General features: G+C 49.4%; 17 protein-coding genes. 8 read left to right on the forward strand and 9 right to left on the reverse strand.

Features of this window, described 5'->3' with window-relative positions:
• Positions 1 to 47 precede the first annotated feature (47 nt).
• Positions 48 to 2,054 carry a GspE/PulE family protein gene (locus QUA62_RS14325; protein ID WP_333404856.1) on the reverse strand — a complete coding sequence of 669 codons (2,007 nt, stop codon included), beginning with the start codon at positions 2,052 to 2,054 and terminating at the stop codon, positions 48 to 50.
• Positions 2,055 to 3,346: 1,292 nt separating this feature from the next.
• Between QUA62_RS14325 and grpE the strand changes: the two genes are divergently transcribed.
• The 8 genes from grpE (at position 3,347) to QUA62_RS14365 (ending at position 12,183) form a co-directional block, all read left to right on the forward strand.
• On the forward strand, positions 3,347 to 4,141 hold the full coding sequence (gene grpE / locus QUA62_RS14330) for a nucleotide exchange factor GrpE (RefSeq protein ID WP_333404858.1): 795 nt from the start codon (positions 3,347 to 3,349) through the stop codon (positions 4,139 to 4,141).
• 290 nt (positions 4,142 to 4,431) lie between these two features.
• Positions 4,432 to 6,585, forward strand: a complete 2,154-nt coding sequence (gene dnaK, locus QUA62_RS14335) for a molecular chaperone DnaK (protein ID WP_333404859.1) — start codon at positions 4,432 to 4,434, stop codon at positions 6,583 to 6,585.
• A gap of 132 nt (positions 6,586 to 6,717) precedes the next feature.
• The gene (dnaJ, locus tag QUA62_RS14340) at positions 6,718 to 7,848 is read left to right on the forward strand and encodes a molecular chaperone DnaJ (protein WP_006635247.1); all 1,131 of its coding nucleotides are present in this window, start codon (positions 6,718 to 6,720) and stop codon (positions 7,846 to 7,848) included.
• 291 nt (positions 7,849 to 8,139) lie between these two features.
• On the forward strand, positions 8,140 to 8,430 hold the full coding sequence (locus QUA62_RS14345) for a sulfurtransferase TusA family protein (RefSeq protein ID WP_190660391.1): 291 nt from the start codon (positions 8,140 to 8,142) through the stop codon (positions 8,428 to 8,430).
• Positions 8,427 to 9,677 carry a ribosome small subunit-dependent GTPase A gene (gene rsgA, locus QUA62_RS14350; protein WP_333404861.1) on the forward strand — a complete coding sequence of 417 codons (1,251 nt, stop codon included), beginning with the start codon at positions 8,427 to 8,429 and terminating at the stop codon, positions 9,675 to 9,677. The genes QUA62_RS14345 and rsgA overlap by 4 nt, the downstream gene beginning before the upstream one ends.
• A 244-nt stretch (positions 9,678 to 9,921) precedes the next feature.
• Positions 9,922 to 10,707 (forward strand): MotA/TolQ/ExbB proton channel family protein, encoded by a 786-nt coding sequence (locus QUA62_RS14355; protein ID WP_333404863.1) that lies wholly within the window; start codon positions 9,922 to 9,924, stop codon positions 10,705 to 10,707.
• A gap of 15 nt (positions 10,708 to 10,722) precedes the next feature.
• Positions 10,723 to 11,451: a biopolymer transporter ExbD gene (locus QUA62_RS14360; RefSeq protein ID WP_333404865.1), complete on the forward strand. Its 729-nt coding sequence runs from the start codon at positions 10,723 to 10,725 to the stop codon at positions 11,449 to 11,451.
• Between the two features lie 534 nt (positions 11,452 to 11,985).
• On the forward strand, positions 11,986 to 12,183 hold the full coding sequence (locus QUA62_RS14365) for an NblA/ycf18 family protein (RefSeq protein ID WP_006635253.1): 198 nt from the start codon (positions 11,986 to 11,988) through the stop codon (positions 12,181 to 12,183).
• Between the two features lie 432 nt (positions 12,184 to 12,615).
• Here the strand turns inward: QUA62_RS14365 and QUA62_RS14370 are convergent, their stop codons facing one another.
• From QUA62_RS14370 to QUA62_RS14405, 8 genes are all read right to left on the reverse strand, one after another.
• Entirely contained in the window at positions 12,616 to 13,065 is a 450-nt protein-coding gene (locus QUA62_RS14370; protein WP_190660398.1) for a hypothetical protein, read from the reverse strand.
• Between the two features lie 80 nt (positions 13,066 to 13,145).
• On the reverse strand, positions 13,146 to 14,348 hold the full coding sequence (locus tag QUA62_RS14375) for an anhydro-N-acetylmuramic acid kinase (RefSeq protein ID WP_333404867.1): 1,203 nt from the start codon (positions 14,346 to 14,348) through the stop codon (positions 13,146 to 13,148).
• Between the two features lie 75 nt (positions 14,349 to 14,423).
• Positions 14,424 to 15,155, reverse strand: coding sequence for a PP2C family serine/threonine-protein phosphatase (locus tag QUA62_RS14380; protein ID WP_333085120.1), 732 nt, complete (start codon positions 15,153 to 15,155; stop codon positions 14,424 to 14,426).
• A 417-nt stretch (positions 15,156 to 15,572) separates the two neighbouring features.
• Positions 15,573 to 17,339, reverse strand: a complete 1,767-nt coding sequence (locus QUA62_RS14385) for an AarF/ABC1/UbiB kinase family protein (protein WP_333404869.1) — start codon at positions 17,337 to 17,339, stop codon at positions 15,573 to 15,575.
• Between the two features lie 111 nt (positions 17,340 to 17,450).
• Positions 17,451 to 17,783: a DUF6825 family protein gene (locus tag QUA62_RS14390; RefSeq protein ID WP_333215412.1), complete on the reverse strand. Its 333-nt coding sequence runs from the start codon at positions 17,781 to 17,783 to the stop codon at positions 17,451 to 17,453.
• 519 nt (positions 17,784 to 18,302) lie between these two features.
• Complete coding sequence (locus tag QUA62_RS14395) at positions 18,303 to 19,874, reverse strand: serine/threonine-protein kinase (protein ID WP_333287341.1); 1,572 nt, start codon at positions 19,872 to 19,874, stop codon at positions 18,303 to 18,305.
• A 737-nt stretch (positions 19,875 to 20,611) separates the two neighbouring features.
• Positions 20,612 to 21,088 carry a Crp/Fnr family transcriptional regulator gene (locus QUA62_RS14400; protein ID WP_190660410.1) on the reverse strand — a complete coding sequence of 159 codons (477 nt, stop codon included), beginning with the start codon at positions 21,086 to 21,088 and terminating at the stop codon, positions 20,612 to 20,614.
• A gap of 122 nt (positions 21,089 to 21,210) precedes the next feature.
• Positions 21,211 to 24,255 (reverse strand): HEAT repeat domain-containing protein, encoded by a 3,045-nt coding sequence (locus QUA62_RS14405; protein WP_333287340.1) that lies wholly within the window; start codon positions 24,253 to 24,255, stop codon positions 21,211 to 21,213.
• Between the last annotated feature and the right edge of the window lie 102 nt (positions 24,256 to 24,357).

Raw genomic sequence — 24,357 nt, forward strand, 5'->3', positions numbered from 1 at the left:
AGCTCAGTTAACAGTCAACAGTTAATAGTCAACAGTTAACTGCTGAATCAATCCAAAAAGCGTGGCGTCAAGCAGTAAGGACAATCCAACATCTCCGGCTTCAATTCCGCCCGACAACTTTTGCAGGTAAGTCCCTGCTTGCGTTTGGCTTTCAGTTCAGCCTCCAGGCCCGAGTCAGTAAACGTCACCCGCTCGACTTCTTCAAAGGTAGTCGCGCCTTCCCGCACCAACTGCAAGCTGTAAGCCAACAACGTTTTCATCCCTTCTTCTACTGCTGCTTCCTTAATTTGCTCTGTAGGAGCTCCTTGAGTGATCAGAGTTTGAAGTCGCTCAGTATTTTTCAGGAACTCGTAAACCCCTACCCGTCCTTTGTAGCCTAGGCCGGCGCACTTGGTACAAAGTTGCTCGCGTTCTGCCAGTTCCTTCCTTTCCTCCACCGGTACAGTGTTGGCTTTGTAAACAGTTAGATCAATTTCTTGAGAAGCCGACAGACCGTACTTGCCGAGTTCTGCGGCAGTAGGCTGGTAAGGAATGCAGCATTTGTCGCAAACGCGCCGCATCAGACGCTGAGCCAACACGCCCAACAGAGCGGCCGAAACCATGAACGGTTCTACGCCCATTTCGGCCAAACGCGCGACCGCCCCGGCCGCGTCGTTCGTGTGCAGCGTCGTCAGCACCAAGTGTCCCGTCAAAGCAGCTTCCAGAGCCGTTTTTGCCGTTTCCTTGTCCCGCGTTTCCCCCACCAGCATCACGTCAGGGTCTTGCCGCAAAAATGCCCGCAGGATGTTGGAAAAAGTCAAGTCTTTTTCCCGAATTACTTGACATTGGGTAATTCCTGGCAAAGCATATTCGATCGGGTCTTCCGCCGTACTGATATTAACCCCCGGATCGTTCCGTTCCGCCAGAATCGAGTAGAGAGTAGTTGACTTGCCCGAACCCGTCGGCCCCGTCACCAAAATCAGTCCGAACGGACGGCTAGCACTCTCTCGCACTAAAGCCAGAGTTTCCTGGTCGGAGATTAACAAACCCAAGCCCAACTGAGTGCTGGAACTGTCCAAAATCCGCAGCACGATTTTTTCGCCGTACCGCGAAGGCAAGCTGTTCACCCGGAAATCCACCGTGCGTCCCTCAAATACCCGGCGGATGCGGCCGTCTTGAGCTTGGCGACGTTCGGCAATATCCAGGTTGGCAATAATCTTGAAACGAGCCGTAATCGATGCGACTACCTGCTTGGGAAACCGGAAATACTCTTGCAGCACCCCGTCTTTCCGCATCCGAATCCGCATGAACTCTTCTTGAGGTTCTACGTGGATGTCAGACACCTTTTCCGACAGAGCTTTAGCCAAAATGATATTGACCGCCTTAATTACCGGAGCGGCCTCAGCATCGTCCAAGGTGTTAGCTAGGTCTTCTTGGTCGGCACTCTCCTCTTCTAGCGAGAGTTCGCCAAAATCTCCCTCCCCTAAATCCATCTTTCTCTGCTTTTCGGCTGCTGCCATTTTGGCTGCTACCTTAACTTGGTCCTCTTGATAGGCAGAAGTTATGTCCTGATAGTCGTCTGGCGTAATCACCCGTCGCTGCAAAGCCAAGCCGTGAGGCTGTAAAATCCGCCGCAAATCTTCTATAGCGTTGAGGTTGTCGGGATCTACCATGGCTACTAAAACGGCCGCAGGCTCAGTTTCAGTCTTCGCTACGGGTAAAAACCGACCTTGGTGACAAATGTCGATCGAAATCTTCAACGCGTCGAGCATAACTCCGAGTTGCTCGTTAGACATTTCGCTCATCTCCGGGTCAAATGCTTCAACCCCGTAGACTATCTTCCGTTCAAACATCTGCTGCTTCTTGTAAAGTCGCAGCAATTCTGGGGGTAACGGCTGCCCGGTAAGTGCTTCTAATACCTCCGTCAAACGCTTGCCCGACTTCTGGCTTTCAATTTGAGCTTGCTTCACTTGCTCGCCGTTGACGTAACCCGACAGAATCATCTTGGTGAGAGCCGGAGGAAATTGGCTCACAGAAACTATGGATGTGGAGCGAAGCGGGGATGTGCTAGTCATAAAAAACACTCAATAGGTGGGAAACTCAGTCACAAAGAGTGCTGAGAGGAAAACCAAAGCGGGGTTTTAACCCCCATATTCTTTGCTTATGGATCAGCTATCATTTTCTTGCTCAATCCCTATCTCTCAAGTGTAAGCTCGCAGTCCCCTCTAAGCTTCGTCCACAAATTGAGGAGATGTTGGAGGGATTTGCCGGTGCTTGCAATCAAATCTTGTTCGTTGAGTGCTAAGTTGCTTACTTACCTGATTAACTTGCGGGATACTCTCGTTATAGCGTCAGGGCACATCACTTGGGGATTCCCCGTACCGGGAGAGAAAAGCGGGGCGGGGTGTGTCCCCTTCCCAGGCTAATTCTATTTTCCCAAATTGTTTGCTCAAATTACAGCGCCCGTGGTGACGCGGTTAGCTGTACTAAATTAAAGATGACCTATGTTCTGTGATGATAGCTTTTACGAAAGCCTCGATCGCCATTGTGAAATATATTTTGATTAATTATCTGCGATCGGTCACTGCCCGATCGTCGGCTGCATGAGCCCCCAGGGCAAATTTTGAGCAACTCTAGTTTTCGCTCACTAAATATTACTTTAATTCTACCCTGGTGTCCGAACCTTTGTGACGTAAGGTTGACGGTTCAAAAATCTTGGGAAGAGGCAAATTAGATATCAACCGTATTTACAGATGATCACCTCAGCGAGACCAACTAATCTCTCTCATTTTGCTGGCAAAAATTCGAGCCTTCAAGCGACTTCGGCGGTATTGGAGCCGAAAAACCACAGCCCCAATTCGCATCAAGATTAACAACCTAGTATCTGAGTTACACAAGTACACAGCTAACTACTTAGTCACTCAATACAAATTCCTTTTTCTCCAGAGTTGGAAAACTCAGCAAATGGTAAAATATGCCAGCCTTAGCTTGCGACTAAAACAGCCTGACAGATGATAACTTTAAGTCACTATCGTTTTAAGTAAACCTTGAAACATCAAGCCTCCTAGGTGGGAAATGTTGTAGTAGATTTAACTGAAAAATATACTTATAAAAATTGTTGTAAATGCGATCGCGTTAATTAAAAATGAGGAACCAACAAACGTTGGGTTGCCCCCAGTGCTGCCATATTATACGTAAATATCTAAACGGGCCTTTGAATATTTTATGGAAAGCTTTGAGCAATGTCTCCAGAGCTGGCGAGTTGTCCTCTTTTCACATTTTGCCATACACAGTCAATTCGAGTCCTCTAGATTTACCGGGTTAACTGTATCTGCTAGAATTGATAGGGTTCTGTCGCGCAGCTTTTATGATTGACGAGGAAAAACAGCAAGATCAAGATCCTAGCTCAACTGGGGAAACCACCCCAGAGGGTTCGCCAATGGGAAGCGAAAATCCGGCGGCATCAGGAAACTCGAACGAATCGGCGGATTGGGAGCTCGAACTTGCTCGAGCTTATCAAAGTGCTCAGGGCGATCGCACCCCAGCAAACGCATCGGGGTCTACCGTCACCGGCAGTTCAACAAACAGTCCGACTGCAGACGCGGCGGAGCCTTGGAAGAAGGAACTGGCCCAGGTAACCGAGGAAAAAGAGGCTTTAAAAACTCAGTTGCAAGCCGCATCCGCTCAACTAGAAGAACTGAAAAATCAAAATCTCCGCCTAGCAGCAGATTTTGAAAACTTCCGCAGGCGTACCCAAAAGGAAAAAGAAGAGCTAGATTTACAGGCAAGGTGTCTCACGATCAAACCCCTGTTGCCGGTAATTGACAATTTCGAGCGCGCTCGATCGCACATCAAGCCGCAAACCGATGGCGAAATGAACATTCACAAAAGCTACCAAAGCGTTTACAAGCAAATGGTAGACGGCCTCAAGCAAATCGGGGTTTCTCCGATGCGCCCCGAAGGTGAACAGTTTGACCCCAACCTCCACGAAGCTCTGCTGAGCGAGCCAACTGACGAACACGAGGAAGGAACAATTATCCAAGAACTAGAACGCGGCTACATTCTGGGCGATCGCGTCTTGCGGCACGCCAAAGTGAAAGTTGCAGCGGCTGGGCTATCTGTGGTAGCCTCAGATGAAAATCCCGATAGTTCAGAAGGTTAATCGGGATACAAGCTACTGCATTCCTCAAAGTCACTGACCCCCGAATAGAATTCGGGGGTTCCAAGGTGGCAGACTCACCAAATTAATTAAAGATGACTAAAAGCAGGTCAGCGCTTGATCCAAAAATTCTGAAAAATGTTTTTACCAGTCTTTGATATTGCTTTAGGACATCAAGTTTATTTCCTACAAATCTAGTCTGGGAATGCTTGTTTAAACAAGCTGAGTCGTTTTTCATCTCCCAACCTGTAGTTGGAGATTTCCAAACATCCCACAAAGTTTTATGAGGCGCTATGGGAAAAATTATTGGAATTGACTTAGGCACGACTAACAGTTGCGTAGCTGTGTTAGAGGGCGGTAAACCCGTCGTGATCGCCAATTCCGAGGGCGGGCGCACAACTCCGAGTATAGTAGGATTTGGCAAGGCGGGCGATCGCTTAGTAGGTCAATTGGCCAAGCGACAAGCTGTAACTAATGCTGTAAATACTGTCTACAGTATCAAACGATTTATCGGACGGCGGTGGGACGACACGGAAGAAGAACGAGCCCGAACTCCCTATACCTGCATAAAAGGCAAAGACGATACCGTTAACGTCCAAATTCGGAACAAGGTTCACACTCCCCAAGAAATCTCGGCAATGGTACTCCAAAAGCTCAAGCAAGATGCTGAAGCTTATTTGGGACAAACTGTTACCCAAGCCGTGATTACAGTGCCAGCCTACTTCACAGACGCCCAACGGCAAGCTACTAAAGACGCCGGTACGATCGCGGGCCTAGAAGTCCTGCGGATCGTCAACGAACCGACGGCGGCAGCCCTTTCCTACGGGCTGGACAAGCAAAATATAGAACAGAAAATCTTGGTCTTTGACCTGGGCGGCGGTACTTTCGACGTTTCGATCCTGCAACTGGGAGACGGAATTTTTGAAGTCAACGCTACCTCCGGTAACAACCATCTCGGAGGAGATGACTTTGACGACTGCATAGTCCAGTGGCTGGTAGAAGCTTTCCGGACTCAAGAAGGCACTGACCTCTCACAAGACAAAATGGCCTTGCAGCGCCTCCGAGAAGCTGCCGAAAAAGCGAAAATCGAACTCTCCAACCGAGAATCTACCTCAATCAATCTGCCCTTCATCTCTTCTGACGAGAAAGGGCCGAAGCATTTGGAAATGGAACTCTCCAAAGCTCAGTTTGAAAAACTGGTCGCTCATTTGGTGCAAGCGACGATCGATCCGGTGACTCAAGCCCTCAAAGACGCAAGTTTGACCCCCAAAGACATAGACAGAATTATTTTAGTGGGAGGCTCAACCCGGATTCCGGCAGTTCAAAAGGCAATTAGCAAGTATTTTGGGGGCGTTTCTCCTGATAAATCCGTCAATCCCGACGAAGCTGTAGCGGTAGGCGCGGCAATTCAAGCTGCGGTGTTGGGTGGTGAAGTCAAAGACTTGCTGCTGCTCGATGTGACGCCGCTCTCACTGGGACTCGAAACCTTGGGCGGGGTGTTCACCAAAGTAATCGAGCGCAATACAACTATTCCCACCAGTCGATCGCAAATGTACAGCACGGCGGCAGACGGGCAAACCTCGGTAGAAATTCACGTGCTCCAAGGCGAGCGGGCATTGGTTAAAGACAATAAAAGTCTCGGCAAGTTCCTGCTCAAAGGCATTCCCCCAGCTCCCCGCGGCGTACCTCAAATCGAAGTTACCTTTGAAATTGATGCCAATGGCATTCTCAAAGTGGCTGCTGAAGACAAGGGCACCGGAAAAGAACAAAGCATCCAAATTTCCAATACAGGGGGATTGAGCGAAACCGAAGTCGAGCGGATGCGACAAGAAGCCGAACTTTACGCCGACGAAGACATCAAGCGCGCTCTACTCGTCGAACTCAAAAATCAAGCTGACTCCCTCGTCTATAATTGTGGTGTAACTTTAAAAACCAACGCGCAACTGCTGAGCGACGAGCTCAAGGCAGAAGCGGAAACAGCCGCAGCAGCCTTGCGAGCAACGATGACTAACCCCGACATCACAGTCGAGGAACTCACGCCCGCAATCGAATCTTTCAAGCAACTGCTATACTCGCTGGGGACAGCAGTCTACGACCAAGCCCGCAGCGGGGTAGCCCCGTCAGGATCTGTTGGTGAAAGCGAGATGATGTCAGAAGTAGAATCATCAGAACCAGAAGAGGTTAAAGCGGACGACGACAGTATTTTGCTGGAAGAAGAGCTGCTGGTGGCGCCCCAAGCTCCGCCGGAACCAAAGCCGGAACCAAAGCCGGAACCAAAGCCGGAACCAAAGCCGGAATCAAAGGCGGCATCAAAGGCGGAATCCAAGCCGGAACGACAGTCAAAACGACAGTCAAATCCACAGTCAAGTCCACAGTCAAATCCACAGTCAAAACAAAAACAGAAGGTTCCCGAACCAGAAGTTGATGATATGAATCCTTTCCTTTAAAACTGAAAAGCTAAAAATTAAAAGTTAACAATTAACAATGAGAATTTTTAACTTTTAATCTGTAATTTCAGGAAAGGTCGCCCGTTTCTTTTTCGTACACTTTTTGTTATTTACCTCCAGGCAAGCAGCTCTATGGCCGGTGATTACTATGAAATATTAGGCGTTTCTCGCAGCGCAGACAAAGAAGAAATTAAGCGTGCTTACCGCCGCCTAGCTCGCAAGTACCATCCAGATGTCAACAAAGAACCCGGTGCCGAGGAGCGGTTTAAAGAAATTAACCGCGCCTATGAGGTACTCTCAGAACCAGAAACCCGCGCCCGTTTCGACCGTTTCGGCGAAGCAGGCGTCAGCGGTGCAGGTGCACCGGGGTTCCAAGACTTTGGTGACAGCTTTGCCGATATTTTTGAAAGCTTCTTTCAGGGTTTTCAGGGAGGCGTCGGTGGCCAACAACAGCAAGGTCGCAGGCGCAGCGGGCCGGTGCGCGGAGACGATTTGCGACTCGATTTGCGGCTGGATTTTCGGGAAGCAGTGTTTGGTGGGGAAAAAGAACTCCGCATCAAGCATCTAGAAACCTGCGAAACTTGCACCGGGACTGGCGCCAAACCGGGAACCAGACCCCAAACCTGCTCGACTTGTACCGGCAGTGGTCAAGTCCGACGTGCTACCCGCACTCCTTTCGGCAGCTTTACTCAAGTTTCAGTTTGCCCCACTTGCAACGGCACCGGGCAAGTGATTGAGGATAAGTGCGAAACTTGCGGGGGCCGGGGCCAGAAAGAAGTGATGAAAAAGCTGAAAATCACAATTCCGGCTGGAGTTGACAACGGTACTCGCTTGCGCGTTTCCAATGAAGGGGATGCCGGCAAACTGGGCGGGCCGCCCGGGGATCTTTACGTGTTTTTGGCCGTAAATGAAGACCCGCTATTTAAGCGCGAGGGTACTAACGTTAGCTCGGAAGTTAAGATTAGTTATTTGCAAGCAATTTTAGGGTGCCGGTTGGAAGTGGAAACCGTAGACGGGCCGACGGAATTGTTGATTCCTAGCGGAACTCAGGCGAATACTGTTCTGACTCTTGAGAAAAAAGGGGTGCCTCGGTTGGGAAATCCAGTCAGTCGCGGCGATCATTTGATTACGGTGTCTATTGACATTCCGACTAAGGTGACGGCTGAAGAACGGGAATTGCTGATGCAGCTTGCTAAGCTGAAGGGCGATCGTACCGGTAAAGGCGGCTTGGAAGGGTTTCTGGGTAATTTGTTTCAGAAATAAGCAATTTTTGACACCACTTGGTGTCAAATTTTCCTGTTTGAGGATTCCCCGGCAATTTGTTTTAGTATCTGTCAAAAAATTGTGTGGAATTGCTCACAAAAATCTCAGGTGGGACGCTTCCTAGGCATTCGGTTTCAGTAGCGCTCAAAAAAGTGAGCGCAATTGCGCTCACTTTTTTCAGAAAGAATAATATTCTGTGTCCAATTGGACACAAAATTTTAGATTTTCCAGTGTCCATGCAACTTATTTAAAAAACTAAGGCTTTCAGGATTGGAGATTGCAAAAAGCATCATGAATTCAACATCGAAAATTGAAACTCCCAAATCCCCAGATGCCAAAATCGATCTGCGGGGTACCCCGTGTCCTCTGAATTTTGTTCGCACTAAACTGCGCTTGGAGCAAATGGCACCGGGTGCTGTTTTGGAAGTGTGGCTGGATGCTGGGGAGCCGATCGAACAAGTGCCCGATAGTCTCAAAATGGAAGGCTACCAGATTCTGGAAACGCAATTTGTCGCGGATGAGCCGGAGTCGGGCTTTTTTTCAATGAAAGTGCAGCGCCCAGAAGACAAGGAAGCAGGATGAGCCTGAATTCGCCCTCGATCGTCGGTACTGTAATTGCTGTTCAGGCTAACTTCTACCAAGTGAGGTTAGATCCCGAAGTCTCGATTGACGGGAAAAATGCTCCCCTCGCTGATTCTCCGACTCTCCTGTGTACTCGTCGCACTCGACTGAAAAAAATTGGTCAACAGGTGATGGTGGGCGATCGCGTGGTGGTAGACGAACCGGACTGGACTGACCGCCGGGGAGCAATTTCTGAAGTCTTCCCGCGCCAAACAGAACTCAACCGCCCGCCTGTAGCTAATGCCGATCGCATTCTCCTTGTTTTTGCCCTTGCTGAACCAGACTTAGATCCCGCGTCATTAACTCGGTTTTTAGTCAAGGCCGAATCTACAGGTTTAGAAGTGAGTTTGTGCCTGAACAAATGCGATTTGGTCACGCCCCAGGAGTTGGAACAGTGGCGCGATCGGCTTTCAGGCTGGGGGTACGAACCAATGTTTATTAGCGTCCGCAGCGGTGCCGGAGTTCAGGAAGCCCCCGCTAACGATCAAAATGAAGTTTCTGGATCGGAACCAGGTTTCCATGACTTAGTGGAGAAAATAGAGCCATCTATGCTCAGTTCTGAGGATAACCCCGAAGTTCCAAATTCGCTCAAGCCGTTACATCCGTTAAAGCCCGTACATAGCCCGTTGCCGAACTTGCTTCTAGACCACTTGCAAGGGAAAATAACGGTAATTTGTGGCCCTTCTGGGGTTGGCAAGTCCAGCTTGATCAACCAACTGATCCCGGCCCTGAACCTACGAGTGAACGCTGTTTCCGGCAAGCTCGGCCGCGGGCGCCATACGACTCGCCACGTCGAACTATTTGAACTCCCCGGCGGCGGACTTTTGGCCGATACTCCGGGCTTTAATCAGCCGGCTCTCGAATGCGATCCCTCAGAATTAGCGGAATATTTCCCAGAAGCGCGCCAGAGGCTGGCTTTGGGTAGCTGCCAGTTTAGCGACTGTTCGCACCGAGACGAGCCTAACTGTGTCGTGCGGGGCGCTTGGGAGCGCTATGAGTATTACTTGCAGTTTCTCGAAGAGGCGATCGTCCGCCAACAAGCTCTGCAAAACTCCAGCAGCGCCGAATCGAGTTTGAAGCAGCAAACCAAGTCTGATGGTACGCAGCATTACGAACCGAAGCTGCAAACTAAAAAATATCGCCGCTCTTCCCGCCGCCTTCAACACCAGTCACTCCAAGATATGTGTCAAGACTTAGAGGAATTGTGAGGAAGTCGCCGCCCATGGCCTGCAGGCGCTAGAAAACCGTACCCAGACTTACCCCGAAACTGGGTTCGAGCGAGGAAAATATAGAGGTTGCACTCCTCGGACCCCGTTCCCATGCAGCCGGTGTCTTTAGTGGCGAGGGCGTAAGTCCTGAGTACATTAATAGCTAAAATTAAATGGCCTTAGATTTGTTAAAAAAAGTAGAACAGAAGCAAAAGTTAGCGGGTACTGCAGGAGCAAAAATATTGTGAATATTCAAGAACTGTTTGAAAAAGGTGGCCCCGCCATGTGGCCCCTGTTGCTGTTATCGATTCTATCTTTGAGTACAATTATCGAGCGCTTGTGGTTTTGGGCGAGCCTCCTGAGCAAAGAAAAGCAGATAGTTAACCGTATTCTGGAAGCGGCTCGCAGCGATTGGGGGGCGGCTAACGAGATTGCCAGACAAGCTAACCGACAGCCGATCGGGCGATTTCTTTCTGCACCCCTGCGGCTCTACAATCCCGAACCAGATTTATTTCGACTCGCACTCGAAGCGGCAGCCGATGAAGAGTTGGCTTCGATGCGTCGCGGTGACAAAATCTTAGAAGCTACGATCGCTCTAGCCCCTTTGCTGGGCTTGCTGGGAACAGTTCTGGGCTTGATTAACTCGCTCAGTTCTATCCGTCTGGGCGACATCGGCACGGCGGCAACAACTGGCGTAACTTTGGGGATTAGCGAGGCGCTGATCACGACTGCTACTGGAATGATAGTAGCAATTTTTACCTTGGCGTTTTATCGGATATTTCAAGCTTTTTTGTTCAACCAGGCAAAAATATTTCGCAAAGCTGGAAATGAATTGGAATTGCTTTACAGGCAATACTGGCCTGCAGCTAATGCTAAGGGTCGAGCACCCGGTGCAGAATACAGCAATTCTTCTTTTGGTGCAGATGGTTTGAACAGGCGTTCTCTCAATTCTCAAGAATCGGGAGAACGGAATCGGGAGCCGAAATTGAAAGGTTCCGATCCGGCTGAAGATTCACCTTCTAATAATTAGAACCAAGGAGAACTGATGAAGATTAATCTAGATACTCCTGCTGAAGAGGCTCGGATAGACCTGGTGCCTTTAATTGACGTGATCTTTTGCATTCTGACGTTTTTTCTCCTGGCGGCTTTGCAACTGACTCGGCAGCAAGCCATTAATGTGGATTTGCCTAAAGCGAAGACAGGACAAGTACAGATGCGAGAGATGCTGATTGTCAGCATTGATGATTTCGGTCAAACTTATATCGACCAATTGCCTGTTAATTACCAACAACTCGATCGAGTTTTAAAGAGTTTCCAAAGTAAAAATCCTACGGGTTTGATGGTGCTGTACGCTCCTCAGAATGCGAGATATGCCAAAGTTGTGGAGGTTTTAGACAAATTGAGAGAGGTAGGGGGCGATCGAGTTGCCCTGGCAACTCTTCCTAGTTCGGCTCCCTCCCCGCTGCCGAATTCCTCGCTTCCCAATTCTGGCATTCCTGCGGCACCTGCGATCGGCAATTCCGGTCAACCCCTGCCGTCTCCTGTGCCTCCTGGGCAGCAACAGTTCAATCCCAATCAGTTTCAATCTCCTCTCCCCGCTCCTGGGCAGCAGCAGTTCAATCCCAATCAGTTTCAATCTCCTCTCCCGGCTCCACAGCAGCCTAGCAACTTTGGGGCAAATCAGGGCATTCCTCCTGTTTCGCCTGCACCCGCTGCTCCCAATTTCAGACCCGGAGCGGCCACTCCACCCCAGGATGGCCGGCCCTCGAATTAGCTAGAAGGAAGAAGGGAGAACAGAGAAATAGAAATTCTCCGACTCTCCCCATCTTCCGCTCCACTCATCTTCCACTCTCCCCATCTTCCTCATTTTCCAATCTCCCGCTCTCCTGATCTTCCAATCTCCCCATCTTCCACTCTCCTCATCTCCTGATCTTCCAATCTCCGCCTCTCCCCCTCTCCTCATTTCCCCCTCTCCCCTCGCGGAGAGAAGCTCCGCCCGATTTGGTATAAAGGGCTTCAATTCTTTTGGTTCGTACTGAGCCTTTTTCCTCTTGACAAGTAGATACAGTTGTATATGCCTGCAGAAGGAACTTTTGCAGACATCTCGCCATCTCTCTCCCTAAGTAAGTTCTTTCCTGGGACAGATGGTAACTTTGTCAAATGATTGTTACCTTTTGTAATATAGACTAAAGCCAGATGGGCCATCGGGCATCCCGAAACCAACGGTCGATCGCTGAAACAAGTTACAAATCTGGTTAATCCAGGTGTTCACTTTTAAGTCACCTTTACTTACAGAGGAGTCAAAGTCATGAGCCAACCAGCAGAATTGTCTTTGGAACAGCAATTTAGCCTGTGTTCCTTCAAAACACAGGTAAGTGACATGAGCCGCGAACAAGCTCAAGAGTTTTTGGTCAAGCTTTACGAGCAAATGATGCTTCGGGAAACCATGTACCGCCATTTTTTGAAACACCACTGGGGTTTAGAACCTAACCCAGGCGTTGAGTAACAAAGAGTCGCAGTCGGCGACCTCCGTCTCTTACTCTCTTCCCTCAGGCGGAAAGGAGTTGGGGGTGATGGGGCGTCACTCGAAGGCAGAAGGTAGAAGACCTGTATAGAGACTTGAGGAAAATTAGACAGTTTCTTTGTGGATTTCACTCGAATTGCGGAGTAAAACTAAGCATTTTGTCGATCTACCACAGGAGAGCGCAAAAATAATTTATGGCGCCTAGACTCGAAAAGTGAATAACTATTAATAATAATGGTTAATTTTTTAACCAATTAAAATTTTTAACAAATTCAATATATTTGTCTTTAGTGGCAGCGGATGAGGTTTGACAACAATGGTGCTAGTCGGACATCTGAGCGCGACCTCCGACTAGCCAAACCTTCAATTTTCACATCAAACCCTAGAACTCGCAAATGTGGACTCTAGAAAGAGTTATTCCCCCTGACGTTCCAGAGTCGCCTCGATTGTATTCGTCAAGTAATGACCAGACATGATGCCGCTAGATTGGTAGTAGCGGTTGTCATCAACCCGGTGAAGGGTGTCAAAACCCGTCCGCCGCTGGCGTTCGTCTCCCAATACCCAATAACGCTGGACGATCGACTGGGGAGCAATCCAACCTTCGCCCTCGACGCGGCCGAGTTCGCTGTGTTGGAGTACAAACGTATACTGCCGTTCATCGCTGTTGAGGTGTCCTCGGTACTGCAAAATAATCTCTTCGCGATCGCCTCCAGGAAATACGAGCTTTGTCACCATACTGAACCAATCTGTTCGGTTCCAGCTCACTAAAGTTTTGCCTTTAACCGTAATTGGCACGCCATTGCGCTCAATCCAGCTTCCTTCGAGCGTCCATTGGCCAGATTCCATTAAAAACGTGTGAGCCACAGTGCTGTTCCTATGCTTTTCCTGCTGGCTACAATGCTGGTGCAACAACGCACAGCCGTTGTCCCTCAGACTCTATGCTATCACGCCCAACTGTGCCAACAAGAGTTAATTTCTCCTAAAAGTACCGGTGTCCGGGCACCAGTAACTTGAGGCAGATTGCCGGGAATGCCCCGAACCCGCCATGCGGCTAAAACCGCGAAAGCTATCGCCTCTTTAAAATCTACATTCAAGCCTGCCTCTGAAGTAGTCAACACTTGCACTGGATGCAATTGAGATTGCAATCGGCGTTTTAAGTAGAGATTGTGGCTGCCGCCCCCGCATAGTAAAACTCGATCGGGCATAGCCGGTAAAAAAGTTTGGTAACTGTGAACGATCGAGGCAACAGTCAGTTCTGTCAGAGTAGCCAGCACGTCAGCAGGACTGAGGTTGTAACCTTGGGCCTCGACCAAACACCTGTCAAAATAGTCTACACCAAATAGCTCTCGCCCCGTTGATTTCGGCGGTGCTTGGCGGAAGAACTCTGATGCGAGCCAATCCTCGACTAAAGCTTGACAGGGAGTTCCCGATGCCGCCCAAGCTCCACCTTCGTCGATCGTCTTAGTGCCCCCTGAGAAGTGCTGTACTGCCAAATCTAACAGGGAATTCGCCGGGCCTGTATCCCAGCCCGATATGCCCTCCCCAAGACTGAAAATCTCAGACTCGTCATTGTTTTCCCCTTTTCCTCTTGCCGGAAGATAGGTAACATTGCCAATTCCCCCCAGATTTTGGATGCAGAGGCTGATGTTGGGTTCCGCCAGCAGGCAGGCATCAACTATGGACACTAAGGGTGCTCCTTGACCCCCTGCAGCAATGTCTGCCGAGCGAAAGTTACTCACAGTAGTAATTCCTGTCAATTCCGCAATTAGCGCGCCCCGCCCAAGTTGCAAGCTGTAGCCCATTAACGCACCGGCGCTGTCTTTCTGGGCTTTCCCAGCAGGTCGGTGGTAGACGGTTTGACCGTGAGAGCCGATTAATTCGGCTATATCATATTCTGCTTGAATTGTCAATGCCGCCGTGGCAAATTCTTGAGCGATGGCATCATCTAATTGGGCTAGTTCAGCCATTGACAAAGCTGAGCCACTGCAAACTGAGAGAATTTGCGATCGCAAATTAGCAGGATAAGGGAAAGTCTTGCCTGCGACCAATTGCACTTTCAAGTCTGTGTGGGAACCGACCACATCCACCAAAGCAGCATCAATGCCATCCACCGAGGTGCCGCTGATCAAACCGATAACGCGGGTCATTCAATTTTAGATTTTAGATTTTAGATTTTAGATTTTTCGATTTTAGATAGTCGGGTGCGATCGGGCGATCGAATATTATTTGAGGTCGATCGTCACGATCACCACAGTAATATTATCGCGTCCACCTTTCTCCTTAGCTGCTTGAATTAAAGCATTTGCAGCGCCCTCGCAGGCGCGAATCGACTTCAGAGGCGAAGCAATCAAAGGATCGGAAAGTTCTTCAGTCAAGCCATCGCTGCAGAGCAGCAAGCGATCCCCAGGCTGCACGTCCACCGGCAAAATATCTATCTCCCGCAAATCATCGCGGCCCAAACACTGGGACAAAACGTGACGCCAAGGATGAGTGCGAGCCTGGTCGGGAGTTAGAGCCTTTCTTTTGACAGCCTGAGCCACCCAAGTCTGGTCTTCAGTAATCTGTTCCAAGCGAGAGCCGTGCAGTCGGTACAACCGAGAGTCCCCGATATTAGCGCACCAGGGTCGGCCCTCATCCCTAAACATTAGAACCACAGCCGTAGTTCCCATATCAGCACGCTCGGGGTGGTCGAGCTGATCCGTCAAAATAGCTTGATTGGCAATTAAAAAAGCCTTTTCCAACAACAGCGGAGAATCCTCAGGCCCTTCCCAATGTTCGAGCAAATAAGATTGAATCGCCTGAGTCGCAATCCGGCTGGCTTCTTGACCTCCGGCGTGTCCTCCCATTCCATCGGCCACTATGAAAAATCGCCCATCAGAGTCTATGTAGTACGAATCCTGATTTACGGAACGAACTAGCCCTGTGTCTGTCTTACCTGCGAAAGAGCGTTTCATAGATTGGGTGATTGGACTCATCGAAGTTGAAAGCTTGATTTAATTGGGTGAGATGTTTTCTTCCAAAACTTAAATCCCGAACGGCAGTTGAAATTTCTGCACCCCACGAGCGCGAGTTTTGGAAAAATTGCACTTCCTTGACCTCATATTGTAGATCGTATGATGGTAATCCCATCTTAAAATTTTGCTAAATCCAGTAAATTCAGCAGCACCTGCAAAACAAGACTCGATTTCTACCCAAAATCCGAGGTTTGGCTGGCGAAAAATCTAGGTAGCAACTGGGTTTTTAGCCTCACAGCGCGTAAATATTGTAAATTTCAGCAATCTGTGGTCAGCCAGCAAAAACTTAACATTCGATGTCAAATTTTTGCTGGCGAGAAATCTCAAACCTGAAATTTCCCATCTCAAATTGCACAATTATGACATCCTGTCTAAACGATCGATCCGCTTGAACAAACGCAGCATAGCAAACCCTGCACCCGCCGCCAGCACGGCAACAGCGACAGCCGGCCAGACTTGATTGCTGACAAACAAAATTGTCGCCGACAAAGTAAAAGCACTCATCAGCAAAGCATAATTCGTGCCCATTTGAGCGCTGCTCATGCGGCGAAGCAAGCGCTCTGTTTCTGCAGAACGGACGCGAATCCGCAAATCTCCCTGTTCGAGTTTATCAATAGTCTCCTCAATCCGGCGGGGCAAACCCAAAGCACTCGAACTCACCTGAGCCGCCTGACGGCCGATTTCGTTAAAAATGCTGCTACTTGTATCATGGCCATTTCCATTAGTCATAAGCTGCATGGCAAAAGGTTGTGCCACCTCCATAAAGTTGAACTCGGGATCTAAACCTCGGCCCACCCCTTCGATTGTGGAAAAAGCTCGCATTACAAAAGTAAAAGTAGCTGGGAAGCGAAAAGGTTGGTTGTAGGCAATATCGTAAAGGTCGTCGGTAATTGCGCTCACAGACTGATTTTCAAAAGGCTTGTCCATGAAATTGTCCAGCATATACTGGATGCTGCGGCGCACCGGACTCATATCACCCGTAGGCACCAAAGCTCCCAAATTGATCAGAGAATCCATAATCCGCTGTCCATCCTTGGAAGCAATGCCGTAGAGCGTCTCCATCAGTCCTTCGCGGACGTTCGACTGGATTTGCCCCATCATGCCAAAATCGTAGAAAATCAGACAACCGTCAGCACTAACAGCGATGTTGCCGGGGTGTGGGTCAGCATGGAAAAAGCCGTCGTTGAGCAACTGGCGCAAATAAGCTTTTGCCCCCAACTGAGCGATTAATTTACGATCGATACCGGCCGCTTCCAAAGCTTCGTAGTGGCTGATTTTAATCCCCGGCAGGTATTCCAAAGTCAGCACTCGCGGAGCCGCGTACCGCCAATAAACCCTCGGCACCCGCACCCAGTCACAGTTGCTAAAATTGCGGCGAAAAGTATCAGCATTGCGGCCTTCATGGAGATAGTCAATTTCGAGCCACAGAATGCGACAGCATTCCTCATAAATCCCCATCCAATCTCGGCCGTAGCCCCACTTAGGATGGTTTTGAAAGTAGCGGGCAATTCCCTTAAGAATTTGCAAATCGATCTCGAACAGCTTCCGCAGTCCCGGTCGCTGTACCTTGACCACCACCTCCGGGCCCGAATGCAGTTGAGCTTTGTGTACCTGACCCAGACTTGCAGCGGCCAGGGGTACTGGGTCAAAGCTGCGGTAGAGTTCTTGAACTGTCTTGCCCAAATCTTGCTCGACAATTACCTCTAACTGCTCGTAGCTGAAAGCAGGGACTTTATCTTGCAGCTTAGAAAGTTCCTCCACAAACTCTGCTGGGAACAAGTCGGCGCGGGTGGAAAATAACTGCCCAACTTTAATGAAAGTCGGTCCCAACTCCAAGAGTGTTTCTCGAACCCAGATAGCTTGAAAGCGGCGCCGGGCAACTTTCTTTTCTTCAGTCACGCCTCCCCAGTAGCTCCAATTTTTGCTGTCGAGCCACAGCGAAGCCAGCCAGAGCAAAACAAAGGCCCAAATGTCGAAGAAGCGCCGCTTCCGGGAGTATTTTTCGCGATTCCAGCGATAAGCTTTACTTTTGTAGGATTTACTAGCAGTTTTTGGCTCATCGGCTTCGCCAGTGTGCTTGGGGGAGCGCTGGCGATTAACAGAGTCATCAAGGAGAGCAGACACTTGGGTTCCCAAATTGCTTATTTTATGTTGTTGCTTTGATTGAAAGTAGGAGCGCAGGAGCGCAAAGCAATGCGCTCACGTAGTAAATAATAGTTGTGATCGAATCGAGCGCTAGGGCAAACTGCTGCGGTAGCGCTGCAATTCCGATCGCACCAGAGCCACTTCGGCGCGCAGCTCGTCAATAGTCGCTTGCAAATCAGCAGGATGGATGTCTTGAATGGTGGTGGTGCTTGCAGTGCCAGTTCTGTTCTGCATCGCCTCATCCGAAGCTCTATTTGCCCGTTCCACAACTCGATCTGTGAACTGTCGCAAGCGTTCTCTTTGTTCTGCGTCAAATTTGCCGAGTTCAGAGAAAGCGTTGGTTGCTGCGCTTTCTAATTGCTCGTACAGTGCTTCGGCAAGTGCTCTGCCTACAAAAAAAGCATGAACTGGGGGTTTACTCATAAAAAATCTCTGTGCGCTTCCGCAACAAATTATAACTTGCTTGTCCCCGATGATGCTTGCTCCCAAAGGAAGGAAGTTTGGGGGAATTGACTCTCCCACCCCTTTGTCGGGGATGGGATTGTTGAGAGTTAGAACAGTCTAAGGCGCCACGGCTTAGCACAAAAGCCTCGCTTACACTGGCTCAAATTCGAGGTTGGGGTTGCTTTGTACCAAAATGTTTGCAGCTTGGCAGTATTAATACGCGACATCACACCACCTCAGCGCCGCGCACATATTCTAACATAATTTAAATCAAAATAGAAAACCGTCCTGCATTTTTTTGCGGCCATTTGGATTGCAGAGGAAATAGGAAATATTCGATAAACTCAGACAGCGACTGTTGGGATTTTCAGATTCGACCGAAGTTTTTAGAAGATAGTCGTTGGCTAGGTAGGGCCTTATTATCTCAACTACTGAGCGGATATTTGCTGACTCATAAAACCAAGTATTTGTCCCCACTTTGAACCAACAAAAACCATACTAATTTGTCGCAGGTTCGGGAAAAGGCATCGTGGGATCTGCTACAGGGGGTGGTGAATCAGGTGCGATCGAACTATCTGAATTGTTGCCACTGCCGCTCGGTATCGCAGGCTCAGGCGATCGCTCGATGGGCGAGGCTATTACTGGCGGCGCGGATTCCGACGGCGGCAAGGTTTCAGCGCTAGCACTCTCAGGGGCAGGCGGGGCGGGCGCGGCGGGCGGTTCTGCAGGCAGGGGCGCAACTTCTGGTACTGGTGCGGCTTCTGGTTGGGGCTCAGGCTCGATTTCGGTTTGAGGCTCTGGAATGGGGGACTCAGAAGGCTCCTCTGCGGGTTCGGGCGTCGGCGATGGCTCAGGTTCCGGTTCGGGTTCTGGGGCGGGAGTTTCCTGGCTTGGAGACTCAGAAGGTTGTGCGCTCGTTTCTGAGGGATCGTCGATCTGTTCGGGAATGTTGGTGCTGTCTAAGGAGGGTTTGGGGAGCTTGTTGAGTTCGATCGGGTAGAGAGGGCTGCTTTCGACAGACGGCTGCCCGAACATCGGCCCTGACAAATCGCGGGATTTGAGCAAATCTTCCAGAGATGGGAAGGATTCAATTTTGGGACGATTGCTGAGACTGGTGCTGTTGTAGTGCCATGCTAGGTCAAAACCCATCCAGCCTGCAATTGCAGCCGTTACGAGAAACGCCAGAAAAGTCAACTGCGGCGGGGGAGGTGCGGGCAATCTTAGACTTTGCTTGCCTTTTCTTTTTACTGATACTCGCTCTGTTTCTTGCAGCATGGTGAGCCAATTTTCCACTGTCTGAGGGCGGTTGTGGGGGTCGATTTCGAGTCCCTGAAGGATGGCTCGCTCGATTCTTGGGCTGAGGTTGGGCTGAAATTGCCGTAACTCAGTCAAGGGAATGCGATCGCGCAGGGGTGCTGCTACGGGCGCCACGCCGGAGAGTAAGTAGTAGAGGGTGGCTGCGATCGCGTAGATGTCAGTGGCCGGTGTACATTTACCGTCATAGAGGTATTGTTCGAGCGGCGCGTACCCGGGGGAGAGCAAGTTAGTGTGGGTTTGTTTGGTGCCGGCGGTAAAGCCGCGGGCAATTCCGAAATCTATTAACATTACTACGTGAGAATCGGCTCGCCGGATAATATTTTCTGGATTGATATTTCCGTGCAGCAATCCGCTGTGGTGCACTGTACTTACGGCTGAGGCTATTTGCCGAATATAGTGAAGGGCCTGGGCTTCTGACAGCGGCTGATCGGTTTCGACTATTTGGGCGAGAGTTTGGCCCGGAATGTAGTCCATTGCAATAAAAGACTGTCCGGCTTCTTCAAAAAAGTCGATTACCCTGACTATGTTGAAATGCTGACACCGCGATCGCCGTTGGGCTTCGGCAATAAACTGCTGTTGAAATTGGGCAGATTCTGGGTGTTGGCGCAGACTTTCGTTGAGGGTTTTGAGTACGACGGTTTGGTTTAAATGGGTGTGGATAGCTCGGTAAGTGATGCCGAACCCTCCTATCCCTAAAGTCGCGTTAATTTTGTATTTGCCCTGTTGCAGGACTGTTGCTGGCGCTAAGTTCATCTTCAGTTGATGCCGTTTCCCAAACTATGCTACCGCCTTTGGGTTATTTCGCAGAGTTAGGGGTGAGGTTCGATCGGCGCCCTAGTTTGAGCTTTAGCTCTGCTATAGCAATCCTATATGATTTGTGATAATTTACCATAACTATGAAGCTTGACGAAATAAAATATCTGATAATGGGTAACTAACTTAAATATATATTTGACGAGAGCAAATGTCTGATACAGATGATAGCACTCCCTAATCAATTGTTTAGCTTGTAACCAAATATCTTCAATTGAATGCTGAGTCGGAGCGTAGGAGTGCGAAGCTCAAACAAGTGATTTTCCAATCTGATTCATCTTGCATCATTATTCACCCATGACAAAAACTCTTTAACCTAGAAAAGAAGAATGATATTTAGCGCCATCCCCAATTAATGCTATCCGCTTGTCGTTACATTGACTCATCACATACTTTAAATATTGACGGGGTGACAACCCCGTCAACTATCAGGTGCTTTTCACTTAATTGAACCTCATAAAATCGGAAAGTGCTGTAAATCTTTTTTGCGAATGTTTTCTCCCCAGACCCCAGAGATGATTGACCGGATCGTAGCACTTGCCCTTAATTTGATGAATCCGAACCATTTAAGACATTGGTTCACTCATTGCTGCTAATGTACCTCATAGCATCGCAAAGTGCTGTAAATTGTGCAGAATTACCGCTCGACTAAAAACACAATTCCCAATTCCCCAATTTCATCGCATTTCAGGAACTCTCACAGTCTCTGTAGGCGGCATCATGGCTTCTTTAGCATTCAACTTTTGATTCAACTCACGAATCCGGCGCGACAGCAAGCGAATAATATTCACAGCAATTCCCGGCGTTTCATCAATCGCATCGTATAGCTGCATTTGAGTCAGCATCAAACACTCGGATTGTTCGAGAGTAGAAATAGAAGCCGAGCGAGGTTCTGCGTCAAAAAGCGACATTTCCCCGAAACAAGCCCCCGCTTTCAACTGTGCTAAATCCCGATCGCCTATATGCACCCGCACCGTTCCCGATACCAAAATATAGAGAGACCGACCTTCTTGTCCTTCCGTAAAAATCCTGTGCTTGGAAGGAAACGAAAGTTCATCCATTACCGATGCTAGACGCACGAGAAAATCATCCCGTAGTTCCTTAAAAATCGGAACCTCCCTCACAAACAATAGGCGTTCGACGCTGGTTAACATAATGAGATGCAATGATTAATTTAAACTTAAAAAAGGGAAGAAGAAGGAAAATTAAAACTGTTGACGGTTGACGGTTAACTGTTGACTGACAATAATAACTGCCAACTGACAACTGACTAATGTTACCTTTTTCCCCCAGCACCGAACTCTGCCATCATCTCTTCAACTTGAGCGGATACCAAATTATCGGGGTCATTTTGCAGCCTGGGCAACAATTCGACCAAAGCCCGCGGCGAGGCTATTTTCAAATAGGCTAACACTGCTTCGCGGACAAAACCCGTCGGGTGCTGCAGACAGACGAGAGTTTGTTGAGCCGTAAGACTCCAGCGCGCTTCTCTCGCCAAGTGAAAGCAGCAGGCCAAGGCCCAATCCGAAAGGAAGTGGCGCAATTCTAGCAAGCGGCGCAAACGATCGCTAGGGGCTAGAGGTTTGTAAACCATCAATTCCGAGAGGTTGCTCAATTTTTCTCTTTGCGAGTTTTGGTCTAACAAATTGATGAGCGATCGCTTCCTAGCTATATCCACAGTATTATCGAGAATTTCCAATCCCCTAGCAACCAAAGAAGGTTGGCCCGAAGCGATGTTGAAAGCAGCGGCTTGTACGGTGTCCAGCGGATAAAGAAACTTCATCAGCAAAAAACACCTATCCCTAGCATCAGCTTCCAACCCCGCCAGAGCCCGCTGCAACAATTGAGCCGTATCGTTCCCAGGTGCCCCGGTGCTGTTGGCATCCCGCTCGGAGAAATTGCCGTAGGTTGTTACCCCAGACAAATCTACCAGACCTGCATAAATTTGACCGATAAACATTAACTCCTGTTCGATGAGAGTTTCCAAGCCGCTGCGGCCGATGCGGTCTAGAACCCCTTCTATCCCCGCTTCCGAAGGCATTTTCAACAGGATGCGGAGGATGTTGCGCCTGGTAGTTCCCCAGGTCGTCATCAAATTGCTGACCAAAATGTCGATCGCCTCCGGAGTCCCTATTTGACCCAGAGCCGTCCAAGCTTGCAACCTGACCAAATCCGACTTGTGGATGTCCTCAGCCAAATACACGAGCAAAGGAATGGCGTCGTTGTGAAGTTTGACTATAGCCTGCAAAGCCGCTTCCCTAGTCGATTTGTAACCAAGGCCGCGCAGCAGCGAAGGATAATATTCTTCCGAATGAGTAGACGAAATCACGTCTAACAGAGCACAGCGAACTCGCAGAGATTCATCTTGCAACAGATTGGGGATGTGCAGCCGCAGTCCTTGCAAATAATCAGCTTCTCCCAGAGCCCGCGTCCCCATAACACGTTCCCGCTCTTGCTTGTGTGTCAGCATTTGGCGCAGCGTGTTAGTAGCCTCTGCCTTTTGCTGGCGATCGCCCCTTCTCATAATTAAAGCAGCCGCCGTACCCCGCACCACCGGATCGACCGTCGGCTGCAAGTAAGGCCGCAAGCTCTCAATATTCGGTTCAGCTTCCGTCAGCCAGATGTAGCGCAAAGCCAAGGCCAGAACCTCCGGCGGCAAGGATTGCTGCGAGAGTGCGCGGACAGATTCTAAATATGCGGGGTTCGGGTGTTGCAGCATCGTTTCCAAGCTCTGGCGCTGCAAACCAGGGGACAGCGAATCGAGGAGGGGAGCCAGAACTTCTCCGACATTTTTGGGGTCAATTTGCGTCAGGAGTTCTATGCAAGAGCGCTTTTCATCTTCGCCCCCCGGCTTTTGTAGAGTTTCCACCACTGCGCGCTTGAGAGCTTTGAGGTCAACGTCTGTGACGCCCAAGCGCCCCCGCTCCGCACTTTTGACCAACAAACCCACGTATTGAGAGCGGATCAGCCATACGACAAACACCCACAACAGTGCCAATATTACGATCGCGCCAATAAATATCAAGCTTTGCTGGTCGTGAAATACATTTTCGTCTTGCTGGGGGAGTATCTTGCCTGTCACCCACAGCATAATCAGGATGCCTACTCCTGTAGCTCCGCAGGACAAAGGTTCGCCCACACCGTTGACCAAAGTTTGAATTCCCGATCGAATATTGTCGGGAATCGGTTGAAATAAAACCGGGCTAACGGTTTCCAAAAGCGTGTAGTGAAGCAGTTCGTCTAAAAATCTCAGCAATATTAGCCCGATAAACACAGATACTAGCTGGCCCAGAGATGCTCCTATGGTCAGCACCCCGAGTATAGCGATGCCCGCGGGCAAAATCATCGCCGTCACGAATACACCGATTCTTTCCACCAACCGGCTCGAAGCGAACCACTGAGTCGCCACTTGAAACAGGCCTTGTATGCCTTCATAAATGCCCAGGAAGCTAGCGATCCAGCTAGCTCCGTCCCCCGGGTTTTGGTATTCTAACTGGCTGTAGAATTGGAAATCTACTAGCACGTAGACGACTTCTGCGAGGATGAAGAAACTGACTAGAGGTACAGCGTATTTTTGGAGCGGGCCTGTAACTTTGCGGGCGGTAAATTCTTCTTGGTCGTCGTCTTCGTCGTCATCCGTCCAGTGAGCCGTTTCCGGGAATGCTTGGCTGTATTTTTCCGTGAGGTAGTAGAGCAACACCGAGCCTGTCGCCACCATCAACCCCGATATGAGGGTAACGTTTTTGAGTCCGACTACGTACAGCAAAACAGGCAGAGAAAATCCGCTGACTACTCCAGCTACTAGATAGCCGCTACTGACTAGCGGATAGGTACGCTTGATTTCTCTAATATTAAACAGTTGGTTGGAAGTGATAGAAGTATTAAGGTCGTTGAGGACATAGCAAGCTTCTACCCACAGCCACATCAAAAAAATAGTAATAAAAGCGATGCTGACGCCAGCTATCTTAGTATTTTCGTAGCCGATGCCGAATCGAAACAAAAATAGCGGTATCGACATCATTGCCAGAACAACCACTACGGTGCGCCTTAGCGGCAGGATTTTTTGCAGCCACGAGTAGACAAATCCCAAGCCAGAACCGATAAACGCGCTGGCTATGTAGATCCAGGGCATTTTGTCTGCACCAAATTCATCTAGAAAAAGACCTACTGTGCTGAGTTCCAGCCAGATCAGACCGACGGAGGTTAGAGTGTAGACGAGGAACATCAGTATGGTTCGCTCTACTTCTTCCGATCGCAGGTTGAGCGATCGCAGCACTCCTTGTCTTACTCCCGCCGAACCGCTGATTTGAAAATTTTCCATGCAGCCTTGATTTTCCTGTGTGGTAGCTTATTCCTGACTGACTAACTTCGGAAGTCATCAGCTATCAGTCACCAGTTTATGACTGATGACTGCTTACTAATG

Source organism: Microcoleus sp. MON1_C1 (assembly GCF_036701945.1).
In the GTDB taxonomy this organism is placed as follows: Bacteria; Cyanobacteriota; Cyanobacteriia; order Cyanobacteriales; family Microcoleaceae; genus Microcoleus.

Coding starts and splice junctions, on each gene's coding strand:
- QUA62_RS14325 (WP_333404856.1), bottom strand. CDS start 2,054: ATGACTAGCACATCCCCGCTTCGCTCCACATCCATAGTTTCTGTGAGC.
- grpE (WP_333404858.1), top strand. CDS start 3,347: ATGATTGACGAGGAAAAACAGCAAGATCAAGATCCTAGCTCAACTGGG.
- dnaK (WP_333404859.1), top strand. CDS start 4,432: ATGGGAAAAATTATTGGAATTGACTTAGGCACGACTAACAGTTGCGTA.
- dnaJ (WP_006635247.1), top strand. CDS start 6,718: ATGGCCGGTGATTACTATGAAATATTAGGCGTTTCTCGCAGCGCAGAC.
- QUA62_RS14345 (WP_190660391.1), top strand. CDS start 8,140: ATGAATTCAACATCGAAAATTGAAACTCCCAAATCCCCAGATGCCAAA.
- rsgA (WP_333404861.1), top strand. CDS start 8,427: ATGAGCCTGAATTCGCCCTCGATCGTCGGTACTGTAATTGCTGTTCAG.
- QUA62_RS14360 (WP_333404865.1), top strand. CDS start 10,723: ATGAAGATTAATCTAGATACTCCTGCTGAAGAGGCTCGGATAGACCTG.
- QUA62_RS14365 (WP_006635253.1), top strand. CDS start 11,986: ATGAGCCAACCAGCAGAATTGTCTTTGGAACAGCAATTTAGCCTGTGT.
- QUA62_RS14375 (WP_333404867.1), bottom strand. CDS start 14,348: ATGACCCGCGTTATCGGTTTGATCAGCGGCACCTCGGTGGATGGCATT.
- QUA62_RS14380 (WP_333085120.1), bottom strand. CDS start 15,155: ATGAAACGCTCTTTCGCAGGTAAGACAGACACAGGGCTAGTTCGTTCC.
- QUA62_RS14390 (WP_333215412.1), bottom strand. CDS start 17,783: ATGAGTAAACCCCCAGTTCATGCTTTTTTTGTAGGCAGAGCACTTGCC.
- QUA62_RS14395 (WP_333287341.1), bottom strand. CDS start 19,874: ATGAACTTAGCGCCAGCAACAGTCCTGCAACAGGGCAAATACAAAATT.
- QUA62_RS14400 (WP_190660410.1), bottom strand. CDS start 21,088: ATGTTAACCAGCGTCGAACGCCTATTGTTTGTGAGGGAGGTTCCGATT.
- QUA62_RS14405 (WP_333287340.1), bottom strand. CDS start 24,255: ATGGAAAATTTTCAAATCAGCGGTTCGGCGGGAGTAAGACAAGGAGTG.